This window comes from Polaromonas hydrogenivorans (genome assembly GCF_040105105.1).
In the GTDB taxonomy this organism is placed as follows: domain Bacteria; phylum Pseudomonadota; class Gammaproteobacteria; order Burkholderiales; family Burkholderiaceae_C; genus Polaromonas; species Polaromonas hydrogenivorans.
In genome coordinates, this window is sequence record NZ_CP157679.1 from 13626 (window position 1) to 39854 (window position 26229).

Genomic DNA, 26229 nt, shown 5'->3' on the forward strand with positions numbered 1-26229 from the left:
GGGTGGCTACCTTCAGCTTGTGTCAAACGGTTAATAGGAGCGCGGCAGATGCAGCACGTGTTCCGCGATTTGCGCCAGGATCAGGTTCTCGGAAATAGGGGCAATGCGCATCAAACGGGCTTCACGGAAAAGGCGCTCCACGTGGTATTCCGCCGCGTAGCCAAAACCTCCGTGCGTTTGAACCGCCCGGTCTGCGGCTTGGAAGCCCGCTTCGCCGGCCAAGAACTTGGCAGTATTGGCCTCAGTGCCGCACGGGTGGCCGTTGTCGTACAGCCAGGCTGCTTTCTGGGTGGCCAGTTCGGCCGCGGCCAAGCGGGCGTAAGAGTCTGCCAAGGGCAGTTGAATGCCTTGGTTTTGCCCGATCGGGCGGCCAAACACGTTACGGTCTTTGGCGTAGGCCACGGCCCGCTTCAAGGCTGCTTGACCCACACCGATAGCCTCAAAAGATACCAGAATGCGTTCAGGGTTCAGACCATCGAGCAGATACTTGAAGCCCTTGCCTTCTTCGCCAATGCGGTCAGAAACATCGACTTCCAGGTCATCGAAGAACACGTCGTTGGAGGCCACGGCTTGCCGTGCCATCTTGCGAATCGGCTTGATGGTGACGTGTTTTGGGTCAAGATCGGCCAGGAACAAGGTCATGCCGTCCGTGCGCTTGGCGCATTCGCTCAAGGGCGTGGTACGCGTCAGCAGCAGCACCTTCTGGCATTCGCCGGCCTTGGTCAGCCAGGTCTTGCGGCCGTTGATGATGTACTTGTCGCCACGGCGCACGGCACGGGTGGTAATGCGCGTGGTGTCGGTGCCGGCATCGGGCTCGGTGACGCCAAAGCACACATTCAATTTTCCGGAGACGACCTCAGGCACATACTTGCGGCACATGGCTTCGCCGCCGTGCTTGATCACGGGGTTGATGCCGAACATGCTCAGGTGCACCGCGCTCGCGCCATTGAGCCCCGCGCCGCTGGCACAGACTTCGTTGAGTATGATCCCCGCCTCCGCGATGCCTAAGCCAGAACCGCCGTAGACTTCAGGAATAGCCACTCCGAGGAAACCGGCCCGGGCGAACTCATCGTAGAACTCGTGCGGGTATTCGTGCCGCTCTTCCTTGCCCAGCCAGTATGGGTCGGGGAACTGGGTCATCAGGACACGAACGCTTTCACGAATCGCTTCGTGATCGGGATTAGCTTCAAAGTTCATACGTTTCTGTCTTTGCTAATTAGGATCAAAACAGTTCCCAGCGGGGAGGACGTGTTGGAGGTTCTGAAACCCAAACACTTCCTGGCCCATGGATACAGGACAGGGCTTAAGAGACGCCCAGGTATTTCATGCGCACGTCATCGTTGGCATCAAAGTCGGCCCAGGTTCCCGAAAACACCAGACGTCCGCTGTCGATCAGGTGCACATAGTCAGTGCACTTGCGGGAAAACCAGACGCTCTGCTCGCACAACAGCAGCGAACTCTCGCATCGCTGACAAATCTGCTTAACATCTTGGACCAGTTGCTCGACGATCAGTGGGGACAGACCCTCGGTGGGCTCGTCGAGCAGCAGCATCGTGGGGTTTGCAATCGCCGCGCGGGCCATTGCCAAGATCTGCTGCTGTCCGCCGCTCAACAGGCCACCCGCGCGGTCCTTGATCGGGATCAGCATCGGGAACTGTTTCAGCATTTCCTCGGGCGAGTTGGTACGGCGGCTCTCCGGTGTGCCTTTCCAAGCCATCTTGAGATTTTCCAGAACACTCATGCTGCCCAGAATGCGGCGGTCCTCCGGCACGAAGGCAATGCCCATGCGCGCGCGATCAAAGGAGGCTAGACCGTGAAGGTCTTCGCCGTTGAAGCGCAACTCGCCCTTGACCGTTGGCCCGGCGTTGGTCAAACTCTTGAGCAAGGTGCTTTTGCCGGCACCGTTTCGGCCCAGCAAGGCGACCCGCGCGCCGGCAGGAATCTTCAGGTCAATGCCATGCAGGATGTGGCTGTCGCCGTAGAACGCATTAAGACATTTTGTTTCAAGCATGGGCCATTTCCTTTCCGAGGTAGATTTGCTGCACCAGTTCGCTGGCTTTCACCTCTTCGGGTGTACCCACAAAGACGGTCTCGCCATGGTTCATGACCATCAGGGAATGCGAGAGTCGGAAAACGAAGTCCATGTCGTGCTCGGTCAGCAAAATGGTTACGCCCAACTCCTCACGGGTCTTCTGGATGAGTTCGATGATGGCCACCCGCTCGGACGGTGACATGCCCGCCGTTGGCTCGTCCAGCATCAAGATCATCGGATCCATGGCCAGGGTCAGGGCCAACTCAAGGCGTTTGCGGTCGCCCAGCGCCAGGTGCCGGGCTTGCGCCGCATGCTTGTGCTCCAGGCCTAGATAACCCAAGCGAACGAAGGCTTCGTCTAAAACCGAACTGTTGGGTTTTATCCGCAGCCAGCCTCCGGCCGAGCGGCGGCTTCGGTTACGCGCCTCAATGGCCACAATCAGGTTGTCCATCAGCGTCAACTCGGGGAATACACGCACGATCTGGAAAGTGCGGCCCAGGCCCAAGTGAACTCTTTCATCGGCCGGGGTTTTGGTTATGTCCTCACCCGCCAGGAAGATGCGGCCGCTGCTGCCCATGACTTCGCCGGTCATGACCTTGAACAGCGTGGTCTTGCCCGCGCCGTTGGGGCCGATGATGGCGAAGGTCTTGCCCTGATCCACCGAGAACGACACATTTTTCAGGGCTTGAAAAACGCCGTAGTTCTTGCCCACGCCATCGACTTTGAGCAAATTTCTCATGGTGCACTCCGGGCAATAACGGTCTGCTTCTTGGACGACCGCTTAACGAGCCATCGCTCACTCACGGATTTAAAGTAGCCGATCACCCCCCCAGGCGCGACCAGGACAATCACAAGCAGCGTGATGCCCATAATGAGTTCCGACATACCAGGCAGTGTGCGGGTGGCGTAGTCGATGGCGGCAAAGATCAAGCTACCCACAGCCGGGCCCCAGAACGAACCCGCTCCGCCCACCAGAGTGTGCAGCATGGGCTCGGTGGAGCGGGCAATCGAGGCGGCGTCGGGTGTCACGATCTGGCTCAAGGGCGCAGCCAGTGCACCCACGAAGGCGGCGATGGCGGCGGCGATGACGAACGAAACCAGACGGAATCGGTCCACGTTGATACCTAGGAACAAGGCCCGCTGGGCGTCCTGGCGGATGCTGGCCAAGGTGCGGCCAAATGCGCTGTAACACAAGGCCCAGATTCCCCAGCCAATGAGACCGCAGGCGGCGCACAGGAACAGGTAGTAGCTGATGTCGGTCGTCAGGGTGAACGTGACGTCGCCGAAACTGAAGCTCGGGCGGGGCACGGCGCTCAGGCCTTCGTCGCGGCCCAGACTGGCGGAGTAGCTGATCAAGACCCGCAGGACTTCAGCCAACGCCAGCGTCAGGATGGCCAGTTGTACCCCGTTGGCGCGGCGAATCGCAATAACCCCTATCACCGCAGCCACCAAAGCACCCCCTATCAGAGCCAGCAACAGTACCCACTCGAACGACACCTGGGGCGCGGTTTTCAGCATGTAGGCAGACAGGTAGCTGCCGATGGCAAAGAACGCCGCGTGTCCGAAGGTGGCCATGCCCCCAAAGCCGAACATCAGGTTCCAGGACAAGGCGAACACCGAGCTGATCAGCACCAAGCTGGCGATGTAGAGAACGCCGCCACTGGCCCAAGTGGGCAGCAGCAGCGCGAACACGGCTAACAGCCAGACCGCGGCAGGCACCTGGCCTGCCACAGTATTGTGGGCAGGCACCGCAGTACCCGACTTCGGACTCCACACTGGGGTGCTGGCAGTGGCAGCGCTGCGGGCAGATTTCCTAGTGAACAGACCGCTCCATACCCAGGAGAAAGACCACGATCCTGGTGCCACCGACAAGCGGGGCGCGATGAGGCCTTGCGGGCGCAGGATCAGAATCACGATCATGCAGACGTAGAGCGATAGACTAGGCATGACCACCGAACCCACGCTCTCGGCAATACCCAGCAGCATAGCGGCCAAGAAGGTACCGCGCATGCTGCCCAAGCCCCCAACGATAACGACGGCAAACGCCTGGATGATGAAGTGGTTGCCCAGGTTGGGCGCCAGAATCTGGTTCGGCACCAGCACGCTGCCGGCAAAGCCTGCCAGGAAGAATGCCAGGAACACGGCCAGCAATTCCAGTCGGCGCGGGCTGTGCCCCAAGATGCCCATGATCCAACGGTCTTCAGCAATAGCCTGCAGCGTTTTGCCGGCCCAGGACCTGTGCATGAACACCTCCAAGAGAACGAACAGAACCACACCTATGGCCAGCATGTACATGGAGAAAGCCGGGACCATGACCGGACCAATGGCTATAGCACCGTCTAGGCCCGTGGGCGGGTCCACCGACAGGTAGTTCGCTCCCCAGACCAGCTTGGCACCACCATTGACGACCAGCATCAAGGCGAAGGTAGCAATCAGGGCCACCGCCTCGTCGACACCGTGCAAGCGCCGGAAGACGACCCGGTCAACGATCAAGCCGATCACGCCCACGACCACACCGACGGCGAGGCAAATCAGCAGGAAAGTGACCGGCCCGTACTGGCCGACTTGTTTCAACAAGGTACTGGCTACGTAGGCCCCCACCATGATAAAGCTGCCATGTGCGAAGTTCAGGATCCGCAAAATGCCGAACAGGATCGTCAAACCAGCCGCAGCCAGGAAGTAAGCAATGCCAATCAGCACTCCATTCAAGGCAATGGAAAAGAAGGGCTGGTCCATCATGTAACTCCTGGCGTGTGAGCGTCATTGCTAGGGACACAACAAGGCGCGACAGCCCCGCAGGGCGGGGGCGTTATGCCCATGGCGGTGTCAATTTCCTCGAATGAGGTCATAGGTCTTGTCTCCTTCTTTGTAAGGCCTGTGCATGTAGAGCCCAGCGCTTTGGATTAATTATTGCGAGGTCCAAACATATTGTCAACACATGTGTTGATGAATTGTTGATTCGACCCCAAGAAGTCTTAAGCTGCGGCATATTTGACGGTCCTGAAAGAAACTCTGAATCTGCTGGGATGAGTTCTCAAGCATGACCATTTGCTGGTCGGAAGCGCCCCTCAACTTGGCCTTGGTTCTCGCACAGGAACCTGCTTTCCCATGGACTGTTTGGGGTCTGCGTTCAAGTGATTTTCAGGGTCCGTGACCCTCCAGCTTGTCTTTCCCTGATTGGTGACGCTGGCAATCATGGAGAGCTTGTGGCGCGAGCCGCCGAGCGCAAAGGTCCGTGCGGCATTGACAGCCTCAATGACAATCACGGCTATGTCGGCATAGGAGACTGCTTTGATACGCCTCGCTTCGCAGTCGAGACAATCACCGACTGGTGGCAGTGCGAAGGACATCAGCGCTACCCTCAGGCCAAGCGCCTGCTTCAACCTGGCCGACGCCGGCGGCTCCAACAGCTGCCGTTCGCGGGTGTGGAAAGCCCGGTTGCAGGAGCAGTTATGCGATACCTGTGGCCTGGCGGTGACCGTTTGCCACTACCCAAGCGGTTGCTTCCCAAGTGGAACCCGATCGAACACTGGCTGTTCAGCCACATCAGCCTGAACTGGGCGGGCAAACCCCTGCGCGGCTTCGAGTCGCTGACCCGCTATACCTCGGACACGACGACATGCACAGGACAGGAAGGTGCATGGCTGAGCAGCCGTCCTGCTCGTACAGATCGATGGTTTAGCGCACCGTCTGGCACCTATATGAATACCGAACAGGCCACCGGCAGGCCAGTTTGTTCAGAGGGCCCGATCCTTCTCGGACTTGCGCTTCTGCTTAGGCGGCTTCGGAATGTTGGCGGGTGATGTGAGCCCATTGAGGAGCATGTTGGCAAACCCTTCGCCAAGTACCTGCGGGCCCAAGATCCCGCCCGGCTTGTACCAGCGGTGCGTCCAGTTGACGGTCCCCAGCACGGCCATGGTCGTAACGCCCACGGGCAATGTCAGGTGAAATACTTGGTCATCCACCCCCTGCTGGATGATCTGCCGGATCGCCACGTAGTAGCGCCGTCCCCAATCTCGGGCCTCGGCGCTCCATTCGTCCTGAGCCTCGTGCACCACCGAAAAATTTTCCTGCAGGAACACATTCATGTAGGGATAGGACACGTCGTAGGTTTCCATCACAGCCTGGAAGGCCTGTCGCAGCTTCTGGTCGGCCGGCCCCTCGCTTTTTGCAATGGCCTCGGCCGCCTCCACCGCCTTGAGACCGACCTCGCGAACCACCTCGCGAAACAGTTCCTGCTTGGAGCCAAAGTAGTAATAGATGCTGGCGCGGTCGGTGTTGAGTTTCTCGGCAATGATGCCGATGCTCGTTGCCTGAAACCCGCGCTCCAGGAAGGCTAGCGCGGCCTGGTCGACAATCTCTTTGCGGCGCTCCTGGTAGAAAGCGCTGCTTTCGTCTGCATTAGCATCGCGGCGACGTTTCATGTTTGTTCGTTCAGTCATATCTCCCAACCCTTCCTTGTATCGCATTCCTCATTGGAGAGATTATCGACGCACGAAATACAGAGTGGTGCCGACTGAGAACAGCGGTCAGCAGGCCAGAATGCTCGCCGTCAACCGCCGATCGGCGAATGCTTGGCCAGGAACGCCAATATGGCCTGGTTGAACTCGCTGTTCTTGTCGCCCACCACCATGTGCCCGGCGTTCTCCACCCGGACATATTCCGCGTGGGGTACCAAGCCCTGCAGATGCCGTATCTCGTCTTCACCCAGCACATCGCTCTCAGCGGCATGCACGATCATGGTCGGAACGCTCAGCTGTTGAGCGGCTTTCTCCAAGCGGCCCAAGGCCGCCTTGTGGGCGGGATGCCAGCTGTCCAAAAAGCGTTGGTCCCAGTGCCAATAGTAGCGCTCACCCAATTTCCGCAGATTGCGCTCCAGCCCCGCCGTACTACTAGGGCGCGGCCGCTCAGGCGCATAAACCGCAACGGCATCGGCGGCCTCACTTACATTGGCAAATCCATTCGGGTGCGCACTCATGAAACCCAACACGCGTGCCACCCCATAGGGATTGGTGCGCGCAGCCACGTCCACCAGCACCAAGCCCTTGGCCACTGCTGGACCACCTTCACCTGCGGTCAACAAGGAAATCACCCCTCCCAGCGAAGCCCCGATCAATATTGGCGGCTGCCCGATCTGGTCGATAACCGAGAGCAGGTCTTGCGAGAAGTCGTCGGGGGTGTAGTTGCCTTGGGGGTCGTAGTCGCTGTCGCCATGCCCCCGGGCATCGAGGGAATACGCGCGGTAACCCAAACCGGCCAGGGTTTCGATGGTGTTTTTCCAAGTGCCACGTGTCTGACCGCCGCCGTGCAGCAGCAGGACCGGCTGCCCCGATTCAGGCCCCATAACGTCGCCGGTGATGGTCAAGCCAGCGGGAATCTTGAATTGAATGGTTCTCAGATGCATGGCATTCCTAGGTTAGATCTCGATAGAAAAAGTATTAATCGCGAACCAGCTCTGCCATTTTCTGGGAAGGTGCAGCCAAGGCAGATCCATGGCAAGGTGCCGAGAAACTCCCCACGGCCTGGCCTTGCGGGTCAAACAGGCCTTCCCGCGTCACTTTCCAGCCTTGCTCCTCGCGGTCCCAGATCTGGGCGCTGCGGCTTGCCGCCCGGATGCGGTACTTCTCCACCTTGGCAGTGGCGGTACGCGGGAAGTCATTGACAATCCCGATGAAGCGCGGGACCATGAAATATGGCATTTGCTCGCAGCAGTGCTTGAGCAGATCCTCCGGCCGCAGGGTGTGGCCTTCGCGCAGGATGACCTGCACTAACACCTCGTCTTCCCCGATTTCAGAGGGCGTGGCCACCGCAACGGCTTCTGACACCGCAGGATGCTTGTTCACCAGCACTTCGACCTCAAAGGAAGATATATTCTCGCCGCGCCGGCGGATCGAGTCACTGACGCGGTCATCGAAGTAGAACCAACCGTCTTCATCCATATGACCGCTGTCGCCAGTGTGCAGCCAGAGGTTACGCCAGGCGGTGATGGTGCGTTCCGGCATCCCGATGTAACCCGAGCCCGTCAGGAACGGGCGCTTGGGGCGCACCACGATTTCACCGGTGGTGCCCACCGGGACGGGGTTGTCGTCGGCGTCCACGATCTGAACCTCGTAGTAAGGGCTGACACGGCCACACGATTTGGGTCGATAGGCATCGCCAACACCCCGAAACAGCGGCAAGCCGGCTTCCGTGGAGCCGAACACGGTCGTGATCTGGCAGCCAAATCGTCTCTCCAACTCGGCATGAATATCGGCCGGGTCAGGCACTGCGTAAATGGTTCGGATGGTGGTCTTGGAATCGTCGGCAGTTTCAGGCCGAGATATCAGCATGTTGCAGATGCCGCCCACACCAATGAAATTGGTCACCCTATGCGCCTTCACCTCTTGCCAGAAGGTCGAAATACTCAGGCGCTTTTGCAGCAGCATCCGACCACGTGAAACCAGAGTGCCAATGGTCATGAACTTGGCTGCGATGTGGAAGAATGGCAAGAAGTTCATCACCACATCGTCGTCTTTGAGACCGTTGATCTCGGCGTACATCAGTCCATAGGCGGTGAGATAGTGATGGGACAAGATGACGCCCTTGGACGGCCCCGTGGTGCCGGAGGTGAAGATGATGACTGCGGTGTCGTCGTGCCGCTGCGCCACGACGAGGTTGCTGTCGTCGTTGGGGCTATACAGAGTCTCGAAGTGCTTGGCGCCAGCAGATAGAGCCCTGCCCTCAGGCGCGCGCACGTAGACCTGGGCAAAGGACTCGAAGCCGGCGCTGGCCTCTTCCACAATGCCTACAAAGCACTCGTCCATCACACAGACCGTGGCTTGGCAGGTCTTGAGCACATGGGTGAGGATGTCGCCGCGGTAGGCCGTGTTGATGGGAACAGACACCGCCCCGAGCTTGGATAAGGCCATCCACAGGTGCAGGTATTCGACCGATGTTTCCATCAGGACCGCCACATAAGTTCCTGCTTGAATCCCCGCCTGAAGCAGGTTTCGCGCCAGGCGGTTGGCAGTCTGGTTGCACTGTGCAAAGGTGTAGCTTTCCCCTTCAAAAGTGAAGAAGGTGTCGTTGGGGTTTTCCAAGGCGCGAGTTTCCAGCAAGCGGTGCGCGAAGCAGTCCGTCGGTTTGATTTGGTTGAGATAGTCCATTTTTGTCTCCTGTTAAGCTACCGCCCCACTAGTGCGCAGTCTCTTTATGTCTTCTTCGCTCCGGCCTAGATTGCGCAAGACAACGTCTGTATCTGCGCCTTGTCTGGGCGGGCTGCCGGGGGCCACCGACACGTCGTAACTCATACAGGGGGCAGGTGCGGGTTGTGTGATGCCATCGACCGATATGTAGGTGCCCCGTGCCTGGTGGTGGGGGTGGGCCGCCGCCTCTTCAAAGCTCAGCACAGGCGACACGCAGGCATCGGTCTCGTCAAACACGACTTGCCAGTGCGCGCGGTCTTGCGCCGCGAATAGCTGCGCGAAAGTCGCTTCGATCGCGGGCCAACGTGCGCGGTCCTCGCGCGGCCACTGAACCGGGTCCAGCCCCAGGCCGCGCAGCAGTTCATCGTAAAACTGCGGCTCGATGGCTCCCACGGCAACATAGCCGCCATCGCGGGTGCGGTAAGTGCGGTACCAGGGGGCCGAGCCGTCGAACAGGTTGGTTCCGCGATCACCCCAGCGACCAGCGGCTTTCATACCCAGCGTGGCCGCGGTCAGGGACGCGACGCCATCGACAATGGCCCCGTCGATAACCTGGCCGCGCCCTGTCCGTCCGCGCTCGATCAGCGCGGCCATGATGCCCATGACCACAAAAGCGCCACCACCGGCGTAGTCGCCCAGCAAGTTGAGCGGCACAGGTGGCGGACTGCCAGGCTCGCCCATGGCGTACAGGGCGCCACTCAGTGCGATGTAGTTGATGTCGTGCCCGGCTCGCAGGGCCAAAGGGCCACTCTGGCCCCAGCCCGTGACCCGGGCATAAATCAAGCCGGGGTTGGATTGGTGGCAATCCGCAGGCCCCAGTCCCAGGCGCTCGGTCACGCCGGGCCGCATGCCCTCAATCAATACATCGGCCTGCGCAATCAGTTCCATCGCCAGGCTGCGCGCCTCGGCCTGCTTAAGGTCCAGCGCGATGCTGCGTTGACTGCGCCGTCGCGGGTCTTGGCCTTGCGGCACCGAAACCATCATCGGTCCGGTCCGGTCGATGATGGTGACATCGCAACCCAGATCGGCCAACAACATCGCGGCGTAAGGCCCCGGCCCCAGCGAGGCGAGATGGACAATCTTGATACCTTTTAGTGGTCCGCTCATGGTGCTTCAGAACTTGGGATGACGACGTTCCTTGAAGGCGGTAAAGCCCTCAAGTGCTTCGGGCCGTTTGTAGCCCTCGGTGGCCACCTGGTCTTCCCAGGCGATGGCGTCCTCCAAGGACAGATGTTGTCCTTCGTAGACCAGTTGCTTGGTCATGGCCACGGCCCAGGGGCTGAACTCAGCGATAGCGCGCGCCCACTCGAGCGCCTGCTTCAGAACCTTGTCATCGTCGGTGACGGCATTGACCAGGCCAATCTCTGCGGCTTGCTCGCCCGTCAGCTGTTTAGAGAGCAGCAGCACTTCCAATGCCCGGCTGCCCCCCAGCAGACGGGTGAGCCGACTGATGGTTTGGGCCCCCTGCACGGCGCCGAGCTTCAGACCGGTCGGCCCCATTTGCGCGCCCTTACCCGCCACACGCAGGTCGCAAGTCAATGCCAAGGCGAAACCGCCTCCCAAGGCAAAGCCAGTCATGGCCGCGATGTAGGGCTTTCGGGCCGGAAATGGGCGGGGAATGCGTGGCAAGGGCTGGGCGTCGGGACCGAATACTTGGGCTTGCAAATAGCCGTCGATCGAGCCGCCCGCGCAGAACGAGCCGCCGTTGGCACCATGGATGACGCCCACGCGGATACTGTCGTCCTTGTCTATGGTTTCGTAGGCCTCGGTCAGGGCCTGGCGCATCGCGGCGTCCACCGCATTGTGATTGTCCGGGCTGTCCAGCGCAATTGTGGCCACGGGGCCATCGATCGTAAAAATAATGCGTCCCATACGAGATTCTCCGATGATGTGTGCGCTGACAAGCAGGGGATTGCTTAATGGGGGTTACAAGAGCAGCATGGGTGCCAGCGGGCTGGCTGTTCCGCCCACGATGCGCAGGGGGTTGACCGTCAGCATCGCCTCGAAGGTTTTTCCTGCTACGGCTTCCAGGTCCATCAGTTCAATGAACAGCACTCCCTCCGCGAACATAAGCCCGCTGTGCAGCGGCGTGGCCACCCCCGGAACCTGGGACGGGATCACTTCCACGCCTATGTTGTCGGCTCCTATCAGAGAAATCTTTTTCTCCTTTACCCATTCCACACAATCGGCGCCTAGGCCCGGCCAGCTGCGGTCGTGCGCCTCGCCATGGCGGTAGGCCAGCAGCGAGCCGGTGCGCACGATCAGCGCGTCGCCTGGCTCAACTGTCAAACCGGCGGCGTCGATCAGCGCCTGTAGGCGGGCGGCAGGAATGCCATGCCCCGGCGCCAGCCATTGCGTGCCCTCGGGCACGGCATCGACCACAATGGCACGCGTCGCGATGGCGGGTATGGTTTCGGCCCCAAGGTGCCGGCTACCGCTGCTGCTCACTTCGCTGGCCGGAATGCCGCCGAACATGTGACCGCAGCAAAACACGTGGCACAGGGCATCGACATGCGTGGTGCCATGGGTGGAGAGCATGATCACATCGTCCGAGAAGCCAAAACCGTCCACTTCTTTTTTGGCGCCGGTGGCGTAGTCACCCCCGTGACGCCGCATGTAATGCTGAGTCGGAGAGCGCAGGGGCGCAATGGGTCCGCCGCCGTGCACGATGGGCATACCCAGTGAAATCGCCTCGTAGCGCTTGACTGCGGCCATGCCCCTAGCGACCGCGGCTTTATCAATAAAGCGCAAGGCACCGCTCAAGGTCGTCGGGTAATTTTGTGTTGAACTTTGATGGCTGCTCACAAGCGTTGCTCCTTATGGTTGGTGGATGGCACAACCGTTGGGCACCCTGAATGCAGGGCCGGACGTGACTCTGGTTGTGAACCGGCCTGCCGCTTTGCAAGCCCTGTGCTGGTGATAAACATATAAAAATTTCCTGCTGCAGACTGCATTCCGGCTTTACTCTGTGTGCGCAATTGCATGTGTTCAGGTTAAGCGAGCAACTGCTAGAGCCTCATCGGCTTTGGTGCGTGAACGTTCGATGCCAGTTGGCTTTGAATGAAGGGGTCCATGGCGTAGCGACATTGCCCCACCCCAAAGCCCCGCCAGTGCCCTTACTCGATCGTGAACTTCTGGCCCGGCGTGGCCGGCTCCATGTAATCCTTGGACTGCAGCTTGACGACATCCGACACCTTGATGCCATCTTTCGCAGTTGGGTCAGCGCCGAACTTGACGTAGGTCATCTCACCGGTATAGGTGTGATCGGCCTTGCGGAACACGATGGGCCCGGCGGCCCCCAAGGGCGAGCCTGCCTCGATGGCCGCGATTAGAGACTTGGTCTCGGTAGTTTTAGCAGCCTTGATCGCTTCGGCGATGGCCACTACCGCATCGTGTGCAAATGCGACGAAACCGAAAGGATAAGACGAGCCCGTTTTTTCGACTGCTAATTTGTAAACAGCTTGGGAAACGGTGTTGTTGGTGTCACCTTGCGGATACCAGTAGTTCGGCGACCAGACGGATTTCGGTGTCGAAGTGGCGATTGAGCTCATTGAGCTGAGGTTCGCACTCACATCAACAAAGACCTGCATCTTCTGGTCCAGGCCAAAGGCCTTGGCCTGCTTGTAAAAGGTAAGGCTGTCGGAACCTACCAAGGCGTTCAGCACGCCTGTGGCGCCCGAGTTGACGATCTGGGAGATCTGAGCGCGGAAGTCACCGGCACCGGCCTTGGACAGCACAGGGGCCTGCACCGTGATGTTCACGCCCTTGTTGGCGTGAAACTTCTTGAGCGAGTTCAGGAAGATTCGGGAGAGTTCCTGGTTGGCTTGTTGGTCGGAACTGATGGCGATCCAGTTGCGCACCTCGGGCGCCTTCTGGCCCAGCACTACACCCAGGCCTTCAAAGACCGGGACCGAGGTTAATTGCAGGCGGAAGACATTGGCGTTGTACAACTCGTGGGTAATTGCCAGGTTGTTAGGACCCGCAGCCATCAGAATGTGATCGGTGCCCTTCAATAAAGGTGCGAGTGCCACCACGGTTCCGGAGACTGGACCTGCGACGAACAGCTTCACCCCTGCTGAGACGAGGTCGCGGTAGGCGGCAATCGTGCCGTCGGGTGAGCCCTTATCGTCGCGCAACACGATTTCAATCGGGCGGCCGTTGATGCCGCCGGCGGCATTGATGCGCTGCGAGGCGATCTCGGCGCCTATCTTGTTGGCCTCGCCATAGATCTGCGCAAAGCCGGTTAACTGGGTGATCACTCCGATCTTGATGGGTGTGGACTGAGCCCATGCCGAATGAGTCAGCATGCCTGCACCTACGAGCGATCCGGCCAAGCCAAACGCTATCTGACGTCGATTCATCTTCATGTTTTGTCTCCTGAGTTGTTACTGGCGACCTGTGTCGCCCACACACCTTGTCGTACAGACTGAGCACGCTGTTGGGCTCAACCTTTACAGCGACTGGCGATTCATTGTGACATCGGATTTTCAAGTCGTCAACATCTGTGTTGATAAATAATTGCCATATCCATAGCGCCACATCTAACTCAAAATATTCGTCAACACATGTGTTGACAGAAAAGAGTTACGTCGGTATATTCCTTTAAAACCGCAGAACAATTCGGTTCGGCGAGACAACGAAGGAGCAAGTACACATGAGCAAGATCGAGCAGGTTGCACCGCCAACCGCAGAGACCATATTCACATCCTGGGTCGAACGTTTTGGACGAACACTGGAGGCAGGCGATGTCCCAGCCTTGCTCCAGCACTTTGACACCGAGAGTTACTGGAAGGACTTTCTTTCCTTCTCGTGGGAGCACCGAACCTTCGTTGGGCACAGCCAGATTCAAGCGGCCTTCAACGATGCACTGCATAGGTTTGAACCCCACTCCATCGTGGTCTCGCCAGGCCGTACTGCGCCGCGCATCACCCGCCGTTCGGCCAAGTCAGTTCTGGAAGGGTTCTTCGACTTTCAGACCAAGTTCGGTCGCGGAACAGCCTTTGTGCGGCTTCTGCACAACCCCACCGATCCGATGAACCCACGCATTTGGATGCTGCTGACAAGCTTGCAAGAACTGCACGGCTTCGAAGAAAAAATAGGGGCTCGGCGCCCTACGGGCAACCAGTACGCCATGAACACCACCCCCAACAACTGGATGGACGACCGCCAGCGCCAGCAAACCTTCGAGGACCGAGACCCGGAAGTTTTGATCGTGGGCGCGGGCCATGCCGGCTTGATACTGGCCGCACGGCTGGGCCAGCTGGGAGTAGACACGCTTGTGGTCGACAAGACCGAACGCATTGGTGATGTCTGGCGGGAGCGCTACCACTCGCTGACGCTGCACAACGAGTCCACTGCTAACCACATGCCCTACATCAAGTTTCCCGAAACCTGGCCGCTGTGGTTGTCCAAAGACCGACTGGCCGGCTGGCTGGAGTCGTATGCCGAGGCGCTGGAACTCAATGTATGGACCGGCACCGAGCTCGTCAACGCCAGCTACGACGACATCCAAAAGATCTGGACCGCCACTCTGCGCCGTTCGGGCAAGCCGGACCGCATCGTGCGTTGCCCCCACCTAACCATCGCTATCGGGGTCAGCGGTTCGATCCCGAACATTCCCGACATTGACGGCATTCAGGACTTCAAGGGCGAAGTCATGCACTCTGGCCACTACAGCCACGGTAAGAATTACCAAGGCAAGCGTGCCATCGTGATCGGTACGGGCAACAGCGGGCACGACGTGGCGCAAGACTTGCACGTTAACGGCGCCGAGAAGGTGTGGATGTACCAGCGTAGCCCAACCTGTGTGGTCAGTCTGGAGCCGAGCGCTACCATGGTGTACAAAATCTACAGCGAGGGACTATCGGTCCACGACATCGACCTGGTCACCTCCGCCATTCCCTACCCAGTGCTGGAGCAAACCTACCAGTTCATGTCCAAGCGCTGCGGTGAAATGGACAAGCCTATGCTGGACAGCCTGAACAAGGTCGGCTTTGAGACCTATTACGGGCGTGACAACACGGGTTTTCACATGATGTACTTGCGCGGCGAAGGCGGCTACTACATCAACGTGGGCTGTGCTGAACTGATTGCCAACGGCGATGTAGGTGTGATTCAGGGCAGCGATGCTGACCGCTTTGTGGCAGAAGGCCTGCGTATGAAAGACGGCAGCGTCATTCCATGCGATGTCGTGGTACTCGCGACTGGCTTCAAGAACATGCAAGAAGGCATCCGGCGCTTGGTGGGCGATGACATTGCCGACCGTGTGGGGCCCATCTGGGGCTTCGACAAGGACTACCAGATGCGCAACATGTGGCGCCGGACCGCGCAAGACGGCTTCTGGGTCATGGGGGGGGCACTGATCGACGCTCGCCTCAATTCGCGCTACCTGGCCATAGAAATCAAGGCCGCGCTTGAAGGACTGTTACCAGCAAGGGCCGATATGCCGGTGGTCAAACGCGAGGAGAATTGAGCATGCTTACAGGACGAAAGATTCTGGTCACGGGTTCCGGCATGGGCAACGGCGCTGCCATTGCGAAAGGCCTGGCCCGGCTCAGGGCCGAGGTGATCGTGGCCGATATTCGGCTCGACCTGGCCACCGCTACGGCGGCAGAGATCGTGGCCGCCGGTGGGATAGCCTGGCCGCTGCACATGGACGTGGCCGACACGGCTTCGTGTGCACAGGCCGCTGCGGCCGTCAAGGCCAAGTCCGGCGCACTGTCCGTGTTGGTGAACAACGCGGCCATACTGCGGCACGGTTCGGTCGATGACCCAGACTTTCAGAAAAACTGGAACGATGTCATCAAGGTCAATCTGGACGGGACCATGCTCCCCATTCTCGCGTTCCTGCCGCAGCTAAGGGAAACCCAGGGCTCCATCGTGAACACAGCATCCATTGCGGCAAATTTCGCGCTTGGCACCTTTGCCGGCTATGGAGCTGCCAAGGCTGGAGTGTTGGCTCTGACGCGAACACTGGCCAAAGAACTCGCCACCGACGGCATCCGGGTCAACGCGGTGATTCCAGGCGCCTTCCATACACCTATGACCGATTACATGGACGAGAAACGCAAAGAGTTTTACATGACCAACATACCGATGAAGCGTTTTGGTGACCCAAGCGAAATGACTGGCCCGATCGCCTTCCTCGCTTCAGATCTGGCGAGTTATGTCACCGGTGTATCGCTGCCAGTAGATGGTGGATTTTCCATCAGTTAAATTTTTTGAAGACAAGCAGCGCCAGAAAAAGCAAGGGACACCAGTAAACATGAACTTCCAAATTTCCAACGAGATATGTGAACTGCGTGACCGTACGCGACAGTTCATTGCCGAGCAGGTTATACCGCTTGAAGATGACGCCCGCCAGAGCTCGCATGGCCCGAGCGAGGCACTACGCCAAGACCTGGTGGAGCGCGCACGCGCCGCCGGTTTGCTGACGCCACACGCCTCAATCGAGATGGGCGGGTTGGGCCTGAGCCATGTCGCCAAGGCCTTGGTATTCGAGGAGGCTGGTTACTCCTGGCTGGGCCCGACGGCCATGAACATCCATGCCCCGGACGAGGGCAACATCCACCTGATGGAATTGGCTGCCAACGCAGAGCAGAAGGAACGCTGGCTGCGCCCGCAGGTGCAAGGGCACATCCGCTCCTGCTTCGCAATGACTGAACCCGCACCAGGCGCGGGCGCCGATCCCTCCATGCTCAAAACAAGTGCGGTACGTGACGGCGACGACTACGTGATCAACGGCACCAAGTGGTTTATCACCGGGGCCGAAGGCGCTGCCTATGTCATCATCATGGCGCGCATGGAAGACGGCTCGGCCACCATGTTCCTGAGCGACATGGACCGCGAAGGTATCGTACTGGAACGCAGCATGGACGCAATGGACAGCTGTTTCACCGGCGGCCACGGCGTGTTGCGCTTCGATAACGTGCGCATTCCGGCCAAAGATGTGCTGGGCGAAATCGGTAAGGGATTTCGCTATGCGCAGATCCGACTGGCCCCGGCCCGTCTGACACACTGCATGCGCTGGCTGGGCCAAGCCCGCCGAGCCCACGACGCCGCCTTGGCTTACGCCAGCAAACGGCAGGCATTTGGCAAGGCCCTGGCCTCGCACGAAGGCGTGGGTTTCATGCTGGCCGACAACGACATGGATCTGCAAACCGCGCGCCTGCACATCTGGCACACCGCCTGGATGCTCGACCAGGGCGAGCAATGCAACTTCGAGTCCAGCAGAGCCAAGGTGGTCTGCTCTGAGGCCGAATGGCGGGTGGTGGACCGCTGCGTGCAAATTTTGGGCGGTCAAGGTGTCACGAGCGAATCGACGGTGATGCGCACCTTCACTGACATGCGGGCGTTCCGCATCTACGACGGCCCCAACGAAGTGCACCGCTGGAGCATGGCGCGCAAGCTGATGCAAGCTCTCAAACCTGCAGGAGATGTGGCATGAGCGCGAGTGTTTTCGACACCTTCAAACTCGACGGTAAGGTGGCCCTCGTCACTGGCGCCTCCAGCGGCCTTGGCGAACACTTTGCCCACCTGCTGGCCAGCGCTGGCGCCCGCGTGGCGGTGGCCGCGCGCCGGTTGGACAAGTTGCAATCGCTGGTGAGCGCTATCACCGAAGCCGGCGGCCATGCCCGAGCAGTGGCGCTGGACGTGACCGATGCGGCCAGCGTGCGTGCCTGTTTCGACGAGCTCGCCTCGTGGGGGACTCCCGATGTGGTGGTCAACAACGCTGGCGTCACGGTCACCAAGTCGGTGCTGGACCAGACCGAAGCCGATTTTGACAACGTGATTGCAACCAATCTCAAGGGCAGTTGGCTTGTAGCCACCGAAGCGGCGCGCCGCCTGGTTGCGGCCGGGCAGAGCGGCAGCATCATCAACATCGCCTCTATCCTGGGTGAGCGCGTTGCGGGCGGTGTGGCGCCTTATGCAATCTCCAAGGCGGGTGTCATCCAGGCTACCAAAGCCCTTGCGCTGGAGCTCGGGCGACACCGTATCCGCGTCAATGCGTTGCTGCCCGGCTATGTGGCCACCGACCTGAACCACAATTTTTTGGGCAGTGAAGCGGGCCAGAAACTGCGCGCCCGCATTCCCAGCCGGCGCTTCGGAGCCATGTCTGACCTCGACGGCCCGCTGTTGCTGCTGGCGAGCGAAGCAGGCGCGGCCATGTCGGGCGCGACCCTGGCAGTCGACGGCGCCCACCTGGTGAGTTCGCTATGAGCTCCACGCCATCTTCCTGGGAAGCGCTGGAACAGTACCTGCGCGCCCAAGGCCTGGCCGGCTCCGGCACCATCCACATCGCTGTCTTGTCGGGCGGGCAATCCAACCCCACCTTCAAGATCACAACTGACCGCGGCAGCTACGTACTGCGCAAGCAGCCGCAGGGCTACTTGCTGCCGGGCGCGCACGCCATTGACCGTGAACACCGGGTGATGCAAGCACTGCAGAACACAGCCGTACGGGTGCCCAAGATGCTGGCCTATTGCGAGGACAGCACCATGCTTGGCACCCCCTTTTATTTAATGGAGTTCCTCGATGGCCGGGTGCTGGTCGACCAGGCCTTGCCGGGCATGATGCCGTCCGAGCGCAACAGCATCTACCGAGAAATGAACCGGGTTATTGCCGCCCTGCACGGCGTGGACTACCGCGCCGTGGGGCTGGCAAGCTACGGTAAGTCCGGCAACTACGTAGGCCGCCAGATTGCCCGCTGGTCACGCCAGACACGGGAGTCTACCTTGCCGGTGGGCGATGCGATGCACCGCTTGATGGAGTGGCTGCCCGAGAACCTGCCCGAGAGGGATGAAACCACACTGGTACATGGCGACTACCGGCTGGACAACCTGGTGTTCCACCCGAGCGAGCCGCGCGTGATCGGGGTGCTGGACTGGGAACTGTCCACTCTGGGGCACCCGCTGGCCGATTTCTCCTATCAGTGCATGAGCTGGCACATACCGCCTGCGCTATGGCGTGGCATCGGAGGGTTGGACCTCGCTGCCCTCGGCATCCCGAGCGAAGCCGAGTATGTGCAGATGTACGCCAACGCGACCGGACGACAAGTGGCCGAGCACTGGAACTTCTACATCGCCTACAACCTGTTTCGCATGGCCGCCATCCTGCACGGTATCGCGCAGCGCGCAGCCGACGGCAACGCGGCATCGGCCAATGCCCTTGAAACGGGCGCCAAGGCCGGGCCGCTAGCCGAGCTTGGTTGGCAATGTGCTCTTAACGGTAGGATGCTCTTGGCGAATTGATCATGTCCCCAGTCCGGCAAAACTCGAGGTTCGTGCTTGACCCGAGGCTGGCCGTTCATTCACGCCATGACCCGCTCGACATGCTTGGGGCGGCCGTTTCCACATACTGCAGGCTAGGGTCTGTTAAGTAAAAGAGGTCTCGCTTTTTCGCGATAACGATTTCAATATTTTTCGAATAGTGACTCTCAACTGCTTGACCTCTTTTACTTAACAGATGCCGTGCTGCCGCGCCAGCTGAGCGTGTGGCTGACCCTGCGCATTAGCTTGCACGCTGCTGGGCCATTTTTGCCAGCACACGCCCGCCAGTCGAACTCGCCACGCTGCTTGGCGCATTGAATGCCGGCCAAGGATCAACTTATACCTACGTCCATAAAAAACTACCGATAAGCCAGCGTAAACGGCACCGTCGCTACAGCAATTTCCTGAACTATGGCGACGAAAGAGGTTCAACCTTTTTTCCAGGAGTCGCAGTGTCGTTCGCCCTGGCTGGATTGCCATCGCACGTCGACAGTTCTAAACAAGGGTGCCATGCATTGCTCTGGTTTGACCTTGAGCGCCACATCACGGATGCAGGACGGTGTGCTGACGCACAGAACATGGGATGGGCTGATAGTCTGGGTTTGTGCCTTGACGGTGCTTCGGTATGCACGCTTACGATTCGCCGGGCCTCTGCCAAGCTGTTGTGCGACTTGGGAGAACACCTTCCAAGACGGCACGGGCAGCGCTTTCGACGCCTGTCGGGTCATTCTTACCGGGTCTTCCTAGACGAGCAGGATCTGAGCGAGGACGTGCGGCTGCTTCAAATCCCATGCGCGCAAGGTTCTGTCTTAGATCATCAAATAATCAATCAACACATATGTTGACAAATCTTCGAGGCAACGCAATAATTTGTTATCAATGCGGGACATGAACGTTCTGCAGCACAGTGAAAGGCACAGCTTTCAATGACCGCAATCGAAAGTGTTTAGCCAGTGACGGATGAAGTAATTTTTAAGCTATAGCTGGAAAAATTTGGAGCTGCGCTGGCGTGCAGCAACTTCAATACGTTGGCCGGATCTTTGGAGGTGGATAGGGCTTTGTGATGCCAGACGACTAGTGGGTCATTTGACAATTGATTAGGGATTTCTGCAGCATCGATGGCCGATGTCTTAGCGGATAGTGGCACCTTTACTCAATTTAGTTGTCAAGTGACCCACTAGTTGTGCTTTGTAACTCTGTGACTGTCGTAATCCACCATGGGCTTCTGTAATAAGACTACTTGAAATATCGGGAAGCTCATAGGATGACCCGGGCGCGTAAAGATCACCAAGAGAAAACAATGAGTCAACAACGTCCAACCATCGCACTGCCAGACGTAGCAAGATGCCCTATCGGACATTCACTTTTGCGTCGCTGTGGATCTTTGCTCTGGACCTCAACGTTAAATATCGCTTGGCCTTCGAGAGAACTGAATACCCCAACCCATCTGTTGGGACGCGAATCGGATCTGTTCATCCTTGCTGAAAGATCCAACACTCTGGTTCTTGCCAAAAATGACCTTCACGCCAAACCAAACTTTGGCCGTATTTGGCCGTATCACTTCATTGAGTCCGTTGACGCCGTATCCCGCCAGATCTATCTGGGGGGGCAGTTAGCTACGGCTCAAACTATCAAGACGCAGCGTCGTACCGTCACAGTCTTGGTTCCCGTTGAGCGTGTCACGGCATCTTCACATATATATAAAAATAGGAGGAAATTACTCAGAAGCTATATCCCAATTTCATCGCGACGCTTTCTACTTAGGGATCGATCACTGTCTTCAAAATGCCGATTTTTTAGTTTCCAGAATCGGTCAGAGCGGTCCATAAATAAAGCCGACGGCAATAAGCCTCAATTCTTAAAAAAGTTGACCCCGGTTTCTTGCAAGTGGCACAGCTAAAAGCTTGAAGCTGCACTTGTATCCGAACCCAATGTATAACCTTAGAGACAATCTCAATGAAAAAATCCCTCATCACTCTGGCCGTGTTGACAGCTCCATGCTTTGCTATGGCCCAATCTTCCGTGACACTGTACGGCGTTGCAGATGCCTTCGTCGGGTCCAAAAAGACCAACACCTTGACGGCTGTTGGCGCCAATTTGGTCGCTAGCAATCTGCGTCAAACCATGGTTGAATCGAACGGGCTGAGCGGTAGCCGTTGGGGTCTCCGTGCAAATGAAGATTTGGGTGGCGGCCTGAAGGCTTTCGCCACGCTGGAATCGGGCCTCAACATAGACACAGGTGCGGGACAACAGGGCGCTTTGCTATTCGGTCGTCAAGCCTTCGTCGGTCTTGGCGGCAATTTCGGCGGATTGTCCCTGGGGCGTCATTACAGTGCATTTGACGCTGTTCGGGGTGCCGTGTTATCTGCACAGAATAGCGCCTACACGTTTGATGCGACCAACGGATACGGTGGCGACTTTACAGAGACGCAGTTGAAAGACCTGCAGGCTTATAACCAGGCTGCCACGCCAGCCAATCAAGTGGCCAGAGCTCCAGCTGCAGCTGCGGCTCTGGCGAGGTCCGTGGCTCGTATGGGTGCCTGGACTGGCTACGTTCCCCGTATTGACAATAGCATTCGTTACGAAACCCCCAATATCAGTGGTTTTCAAGGCGTTTTGGTATACGGTTTTGGTGAAAACAAGACAGCGACCACTGGCGCCACTAAGAATGGATCGGCTAGCCTTACATACGTCAATGGTCCGATTGCTGTGGCGCTGGTTCACCAAGACGACGAACTGGCCAAAGGGTTTCATCTGAAGAATACTGCCGTTGGTGGAAACTATGATTTCGGCCTTGCTAAGGCATTCCTAGCTTACAACCAAGCCAAATTTACCGGACTGGCCAAACAGAACGAATGGGCAGTTGGCATACGAGCACCCCTCGGTGCCACCACTCTGGTCGCCCAATACGCTCACGCCAAGGGCGACGACCTTGGCAAGAATCAAAGCTTGGGCCTGCAAGTCGAGTACACACTGAGCAAGCGTACGACAGCTTACGCGGCGCTTAATCAGACCAGGCGGTTTGACAGCCTTGCAAAAAACGACGTGTTTGGCTTAGGCATGCGTCACACGTTCTAATCCACGTCCAAAACTACTTCCCGTGTGGCGGTTATACGCCTGACCAGTGCATGGCTGCAGCGTGACCTTGCCCCCTAAAAGTGAAGTTTTTGGGTCTTGTACAAAATGTGTTTGAACCGCTCTGGAAATCTCGGAGGCCCATCGCTTGAAGTCCCGGAGCTATTGCGTGACTTTGCGAGTCGCTGATGGTAATTCCTCTAGGCCTCTGCAGGTGAAATGTTGCCGATAGGCTCCAGCAGTGGAACATGATTGAACGAGGCCACCCATTCCAGGGTCGCCCGTTCAACCGATTCTCTTGTCTTTCATGGGGCACTGCGGTGTATGGCTTCAGCTTTGTACAAGCCGTTAATCGTTTCAGCCAATGCGTTGTCATAAGAGTAGGTAGTCCTTGATGGCTCGCATGGTCCCAGGTCGTACAGATTTCAATCAATATTCGTTTAACCATAGAAAACTTATGAAGATCCTGGTCCCCGTCAAACGTGTAGTCGATTACAACGTCAAAGTCCGCGTCAAATCCGACGGCAGCGGTGTCGACATCGCCAATGTCAAGATGAGCATGAATCCGTTCGACGAGATCGCCATCGAGGAAGCCGTTCGGCTGAAGGAAAAAGGCGTGGTGACTGAAGTCATCGCCGTTTCCTGCGGCGTTCTGCAGTGCCAGGAAACCCTGCGCACCGCCATGGCCATCGGCGCGGACCGCGCCATCCTGGTCGAAACCAGCGAAGAGCTGCAGCCGCTGGCCGTGGCCAAGCTGCTCAAAGCCCTGGTCGATAAAGAAGCCCCGCAGCTCGTCATCCTGGGCAAGCAGGCCATTGATGACGACTGCAACCAGACCGGCCAGATGCTGGCGGCCCTGCTGGGCTGGGGGCAGGCCACGTTTGCCTCCAAGGTCGAAGTGGCTGACGGCGTGGCCAAGGTCACGCGCGAAGTCGATGGCGGCCTGGAAACCCTTTCCCTCACGCTGCCGGCGATCATCACCACCGACCTGCGCCTGAACGAGCCGCGCTACGTCACGCTACCCAACATCATGAAGGCCAAGAAAAAGCCGCTGGAAAACGTCAAGCCCGACGAGCTCGGCGTCGATGTCAAGCCGCGCATCAAGACCCTGAAGGTCAGCGAGCCGCCCAAGCGCAGCGCCGGCATCAAGGTCGCCGACGTGGCCGCGCTGGTGGACAAGCTCAAGAACGAAGCCAAAGTCATCTAAATCAGAACGGAGCCAACAAACCATGACCTCTTTAGTCATTGCCGAACACGACAACGCGAGCATCCGCCCCGCTACATTGAACACCGTGACGGCGGCCAGCCAGTGCGGCGGCGAGGTGCATGTGCTGGTGGCCGGCAAGGATGCCGCCGCCGCAGCGCAAGCCGCCTCCCAGATCGCCGGCGTGAGCAAAGTCATCCATGTCGATGGCGCGCACTTTGAGCACGGCCTGGCGGAAAACATGGCCGCGCAGGTGGTTTCCATCGCCAGCGCCTACTCGCACCTCCTGTTCCCGGCCACGGCCTCGGGCAAGAACATCGCCCCACGCGTCGCCGCGCTGCTCGACGTGGCGCAGATCTCCGACATCACCAAGGTCGATGCGGTCGATACCTTCGAGCGCCCGATCTACGCGGGCAACGCCATTGCCATCGTGCAAAGCCTGGATGCCACCAAGGTCATCACCGTTCGCACGACCGGCTTTGATGCGGCAGCCAGCACGGGCGGCGCGGCAGCGATTGAAACCCTGGCGGGCGTCGCCGACAGCGGCAAGTCCAGCTTCGTGGGCTCCGAGATCGCCAGGAGCGACCGGCCCGAGCTGACGGCGGCCAAGGTCATCGTCTCCGGCGGCCGGGCGCTGGGCTCGAGCGAGAAGTTCCATGAAGTGCTCGAGCCGCTGGCCGACAAGCTGGGCGCCGCCCTGGGCGCCAGCCGCGCGGCCGTCGATGCCGGTTACGCGCCCAACGACTGGCAGGTCGGGCAGACGGGCAAGATCGTCGCGCCGCAGCTGTACGTGGCCATCGGCATTTCGGGCGCCATCCAGCATCTGGCCGGCATGAAGGACTCCAAGGTGATCGTGGCGATCAACAAGGACGCCGAGGCGCCGATCTTCAGCATGGCGGATTACGGCCTGGAGGCCGACCTGTTCACCGCCGTGCCGGAACTGATTGCTGCGCTGTAGTTCGTGCAGTCGACTTGAACGTATTTGAAAAGAAGTCCATGGCCTTTCTACGTCAATGCCTGCAGGAGCTTCGAGCCCGGCAAGGCGCCCAGAACGCACACTTTTTGAATGATCCTGACTGGACTGAAGGGCGCGGAACAGCCGCGTTTTATGCCAGGCAGCCGTCAACTTGTCAGATTGAACCCTTGACCAACAAAGCCGACCCACCATGCTCCGAACCCTGCTCAAATCCAAGATCCACCGTGTCGCAGTGACCCACTGCAAACTGCACTACGAAGGCTCGTGCGCCATTGACGAGAACCTGCTCGACGCGGCCAACATCGCCGAGAACGAGCAGATCCACATCTGGAACATCAACAACGGCGAGCGCTTCATCACCTATGCCATCAAGGGCGAGCGCGGCTCGGGCATGATTTCGGTCAACGGCTCGGCCGCGCGCCGCGCTTCCAATGGCGATCTGATCATCATTGCCGCCTTTGCCCAGGTGCACGACGACCAGGCGGCCACGCATAGCCCCCAGCTGGTGTTCGTGGACGACAACAACCGCCAGACCGAGTTGCGCCACAAGGTGCCAACGCAGCGGCTGTGATGCCGCTCAAGGACGGATGGATGCCAGGCTCGGATTTCAAGCTGGCCGGGCGATGACGGTCGAATCGCTGCTCGCCCGCAACCGGGCCTGGTCGAGCCGCATGTGCTGCGGCGATGCCGATTTCTTTGCGCGCCTGGCGCGCCAGCAAAAGCCCGCCTACCTCTGGATCGGCTGCTCGGACAGCCGCGTGCCCTCAAACCAGATTCTCGATCTCGCCCCGGGCGAGGTCTTCACCCACAGAAACATTGCCAATGTGGTGGCCAGCAGCGACCTGAACTGCCTGTCTGTGATCCAGTTCGCGGTGGACATCCTGAAGGTGCGCCACATCATGGTGGTCGGGCACTACGGTTGCAGCGGCATCCGCGCAGCTGTCGAGGGACTGCGCCTGGGCCTTGTCGACAACTGGCTGGGCCACGTAGAGGCTGTTCATGCCAAACACCAGAGGACGCTGATGGCGCTGCCAGCGGCCGACTGGGTCGACAGGTTGTGCGAGCTCAACGTGGCCGAGCAATTCCACAACGTGTGCCAGACGCACACCGTGCGCGATGCCTGGGCGCGGGGCCAGCCCTTGTCGGTGCACGGCTGGGTCTATGGCCTGCAGGATGGCCTGTTGTCCGAGCTCGGGCTGTCCGCTTCAAACTCCCCTGCGGCGGACAATGCGTACCAGGCGGCGCTTGAGGACATGGCAACCCCCCACTTCAAGGCCAGGCAGCCGTTGGCGGGCGATGAGCGCTTTGAGGACATTTGAAGAATCGATGATGAAGTGGTGTCAAGCGCGGACAGTGCACCAAGACCTGGTACGGAGAAGCACAGCGGCAATGGGTCAACCTGTTCGGCGCACGCCGATGCGCGCATCAATTCCGCGCTCAAGGCGCGGCTGGACACGCATGGCGCATGCTGGCCAGCTGCACCCATGTGC

At 59.1% G+C, this 26229-nt stretch carries 22 protein-coding genes and 4 pseudogenes; 13 read left to right on the top strand and 13 right to left on the bottom strand.

The window, feature by feature from the left end:
• Nucleotides 1-30: 30 nt before the first annotated feature.
• The 5 genes and pseudogenes from ABLV49_RS24910 to ABLV49_RS26145 form a co-directional block, all read right to left on the bottom strand.
• The gene (locus tag ABLV49_RS24910; RefSeq protein WP_349283236.1) at nucleotides 31-1197 is read right to left on the bottom strand and encodes an acyl-CoA dehydrogenase family protein; all 1167 of its coding nucleotides are present in this window, start codon (nucleotides 1195-1197) and stop codon (nucleotides 31-33) included.
• Between the two features lie 106 nt (nucleotides 1198-1303).
• Nucleotides 1304-2011, bottom strand: coding sequence for an ABC transporter ATP-binding protein (locus ABLV49_RS24915; RefSeq protein ID WP_349283238.1), 708 nt, complete (start codon nucleotides 2009-2011; stop codon nucleotides 1304-1306).
• Nucleotides 2004-2771, bottom strand: coding sequence for an ABC transporter ATP-binding protein (locus ABLV49_RS24920; RefSeq protein ID WP_349283240.1), 768 nt, complete (start codon nucleotides 2769-2771; stop codon nucleotides 2004-2006). Before ABLV49_RS24920 ends, ABLV49_RS24915 begins: the two co-directional genes overlap by 8 nt.
• Nucleotides 2768-4771, bottom strand: a complete 2004-nt coding sequence (locus tag ABLV49_RS24925; RefSeq protein WP_349283241.1) for an ABC transporter permease — start codon at nucleotides 4769-4771, stop codon at nucleotides 2768-2770. Before ABLV49_RS24925 ends, ABLV49_RS24920 begins: the two co-directional genes overlap by 4 nt.
• A 192-nt stretch (nucleotides 4772-4963) precedes the next feature.
• Nucleotides 4964-5262: pseudogene (locus ABLV49_RS26145) on the bottom strand (hypothetical protein); the annotation flags it as partial.
• Between ABLV49_RS26145 and ABLV49_RS26150 the strand changes: the two are divergent.
• The 3 genes and pseudogenes from ABLV49_RS26150 to ABLV49_RS26160 form a co-directional block, all read left to right on the top strand.
• A pseudogene (locus ABLV49_RS26150) lies at nucleotides 5239-5352 on the top strand (hypothetical protein); the annotation flags it as partial. The pseudogenes ABLV49_RS26145 and ABLV49_RS26150 sit on opposite strands and share 24 nt — an antisense overlap.
• A complete protein-coding gene (locus ABLV49_RS26155; protein WP_415838132.1) occupies nucleotides 5324-5587 on the top strand; it encodes an ISAzo13-like element transposase-related protein in 264 nt (87 codons plus the stop codon). The pseudogene ABLV49_RS26150 and the gene ABLV49_RS26155, both read left to right, overlap by 29 nt.
• Nucleotides 5554-5835, top strand: a pseudogene (locus ABLV49_RS26160) (hypothetical protein); the annotation flags it as partial. The gene ABLV49_RS26155 and the pseudogene ABLV49_RS26160, both read left to right, overlap by 34 nt.
• Here ABLV49_RS26160 and ABLV49_RS24935 read toward each other — a convergent pair.
• The 7 genes from ABLV49_RS24935 to ABLV49_RS24965 all read right to left on the bottom strand — a co-directional run bounded on the left by ABLV49_RS24935 (nucleotide 5770) and on the right by ABLV49_RS24965 (nucleotide 13583).
• Nucleotides 5770-6456 carry a TetR/AcrR family transcriptional regulator gene (locus ABLV49_RS24935; protein ID WP_349283243.1) on the bottom strand — a complete coding sequence of 229 codons (687 nt, stop codon included), beginning with the start codon at nucleotides 6454-6456 and terminating at the stop codon, nucleotides 5770-5772. The pseudogene ABLV49_RS26160 and the gene ABLV49_RS24935 sit on opposite strands and share 66 nt — an antisense overlap.
• 128 nt (nucleotides 6457-6584) lie before the next feature.
• Nucleotides 6585-7436: an alpha/beta fold hydrolase gene (locus ABLV49_RS24940; protein WP_349283245.1), complete on the bottom strand. Its 852-nt coding sequence runs from the start codon at nucleotides 7434-7436 to the stop codon at nucleotides 6585-6587.
• A 34-nt stretch (nucleotides 7437-7470) separates the two neighbouring features.
• Nucleotides 7471-9177: an AMP-binding protein gene (locus ABLV49_RS24945; RefSeq protein WP_349283247.1), complete on the bottom strand. Its 1707-nt coding sequence runs from the start codon at nucleotides 9175-9177 to the stop codon at nucleotides 7471-7473.
• Between the two features lie 12 nt (nucleotides 9178-9189).
• Complete coding sequence (locus ABLV49_RS24950) at nucleotides 9190-10323, bottom strand: CaiB/BaiF CoA transferase family protein (RefSeq protein ID WP_349283249.1); 1134 nt, start codon at nucleotides 10321-10323, stop codon at nucleotides 9190-9192.
• Nucleotides 10324-10329: 6 nt separating this feature from the next.
• Nucleotides 10330-11088 (bottom strand): enoyl-CoA hydratase/isomerase family protein, encoded by a 759-nt coding sequence (locus ABLV49_RS24955; RefSeq protein WP_349283251.1) that lies wholly within the window; start codon nucleotides 11086-11088, stop codon nucleotides 10330-10332.
• A 54-nt stretch (nucleotides 11089-11142) separates the two neighbouring features.
• The gene (locus tag ABLV49_RS24960; RefSeq protein WP_349283252.1) at nucleotides 11143-12021 is read right to left on the bottom strand and encodes a cyclase family protein; all 879 of its coding nucleotides are present in this window, start codon (nucleotides 12019-12021) and stop codon (nucleotides 11143-11145) included.
• 311 nt (nucleotides 12022-12332) lie between these two features.
• The gene (locus ABLV49_RS24965; RefSeq protein ID WP_349283254.1) at nucleotides 12333-13583 is read right to left on the bottom strand and encodes an ABC transporter substrate-binding protein; all 1251 of its coding nucleotides are present in this window, start codon (nucleotides 13581-13583) and stop codon (nucleotides 12333-12335) included.
• A gap of 287 nt (nucleotides 13584-13870) precedes the next feature.
• Here ABLV49_RS24965 and ABLV49_RS24970 point away from each other — a divergent pair, with 287 nt between their 5' ends.
• The 6 genes from ABLV49_RS24970 to ABLV49_RS24995 all read left to right on the top strand — a co-directional run bounded on the left by ABLV49_RS24970 (nucleotide 13871) and on the right by ABLV49_RS24995 (nucleotide 22562).
• Nucleotides 13871-15688, top strand: coding sequence for a flavin-containing monooxygenase (locus ABLV49_RS24970; RefSeq protein ID WP_349283256.1), 1818 nt, complete (start codon nucleotides 13871-13873; stop codon nucleotides 15686-15688).
• A gap of 2 nt (nucleotides 15689-15690) precedes the next feature.
• Nucleotides 15691-16431, top strand: a complete 741-nt coding sequence (locus tag ABLV49_RS24975) for an SDR family NAD(P)-dependent oxidoreductase (RefSeq protein WP_349283258.1) — start codon at nucleotides 15691-15693, stop codon at nucleotides 16429-16431.
• A gap of 49 nt (nucleotides 16432-16480) precedes the next feature.
• Nucleotides 16481-17662 (top strand): acyl-CoA dehydrogenase family protein, encoded by a 1182-nt coding sequence (locus tag ABLV49_RS24980; protein WP_349283260.1) that lies wholly within the window; start codon nucleotides 16481-16483, stop codon nucleotides 17660-17662.
• Complete coding sequence (locus ABLV49_RS24985; protein WP_349283262.1) at nucleotides 17659-18435, top strand: SDR family NAD(P)-dependent oxidoreductase; 777 nt, start codon at nucleotides 17659-17661, stop codon at nucleotides 18433-18435. Before ABLV49_RS24980 ends, ABLV49_RS24985 begins: the two co-directional genes overlap by 4 nt.
• Nucleotides 18432-19466, top strand: a complete 1035-nt coding sequence (locus ABLV49_RS24990) for a phosphotransferase (protein WP_349283264.1) — start codon at nucleotides 18432-18434, stop codon at nucleotides 19464-19466. Before ABLV49_RS24985 ends, ABLV49_RS24990 begins: the two co-directional genes overlap by 4 nt.
• A 1974-nt stretch (nucleotides 19467-21440) precedes the next feature.
• Nucleotides 21441-22562 (top strand): porin, encoded by a 1122-nt coding sequence (locus ABLV49_RS24995; protein ID WP_349283266.1) that lies wholly within the window; start codon nucleotides 21441-21443, stop codon nucleotides 22560-22562.
• Nucleotides 22563-22759: 197 nt separating this feature from the next.
• Here the strand turns inward: ABLV49_RS24995 and ABLV49_RS25000 are convergent.
• Nucleotides 22760-22939: pseudogene (locus ABLV49_RS25000) on the bottom strand (IS3 family transposase); the annotation flags it as partial.
• 77 nt (nucleotides 22940-23016) lie between these two features.
• Here ABLV49_RS25000 and ABLV49_RS25005 point away from each other — a divergent pair.
• The 4 genes from ABLV49_RS25005 (at nucleotide 23017) to can (ending at nucleotide 26058) form a co-directional block, all read left to right on the top strand.
• The gene (locus ABLV49_RS25005) at nucleotides 23017-23766 is read left to right on the top strand and encodes an electron transfer flavoprotein subunit beta/FixA family protein (RefSeq protein WP_349283268.1); all 750 of its coding nucleotides are present in this window, start codon (nucleotides 23017-23019) and stop codon (nucleotides 23764-23766) included.
• A gap of 22 nt (nucleotides 23767-23788) precedes the next feature.
• Nucleotides 23789-24721, top strand: a complete 933-nt coding sequence (locus ABLV49_RS25010) for an electron transfer flavoprotein subunit alpha/FixB family protein (protein ID WP_349283270.1) — start codon at nucleotides 23789-23791, stop codon at nucleotides 24719-24721.
• Between the two features lie 208 nt (nucleotides 24722-24929).
• On the top strand, nucleotides 24930-25310 hold the full coding sequence (gene panD / locus ABLV49_RS25015; RefSeq protein ID WP_349283271.1) for an aspartate 1-decarboxylase: 381 nt from the start codon (nucleotides 24930-24932) through the stop codon (nucleotides 25308-25310).
• 52 nt (nucleotides 25311-25362) lie between these two features.
• Entirely contained in the window at nucleotides 25363-26058 is a 696-nt protein-coding gene (gene can, locus ABLV49_RS25020) for a carbonate dehydratase (protein WP_349283273.1), read from the top strand.
• Nucleotides 26059-26229 lie beyond the last annotated feature (171 nt).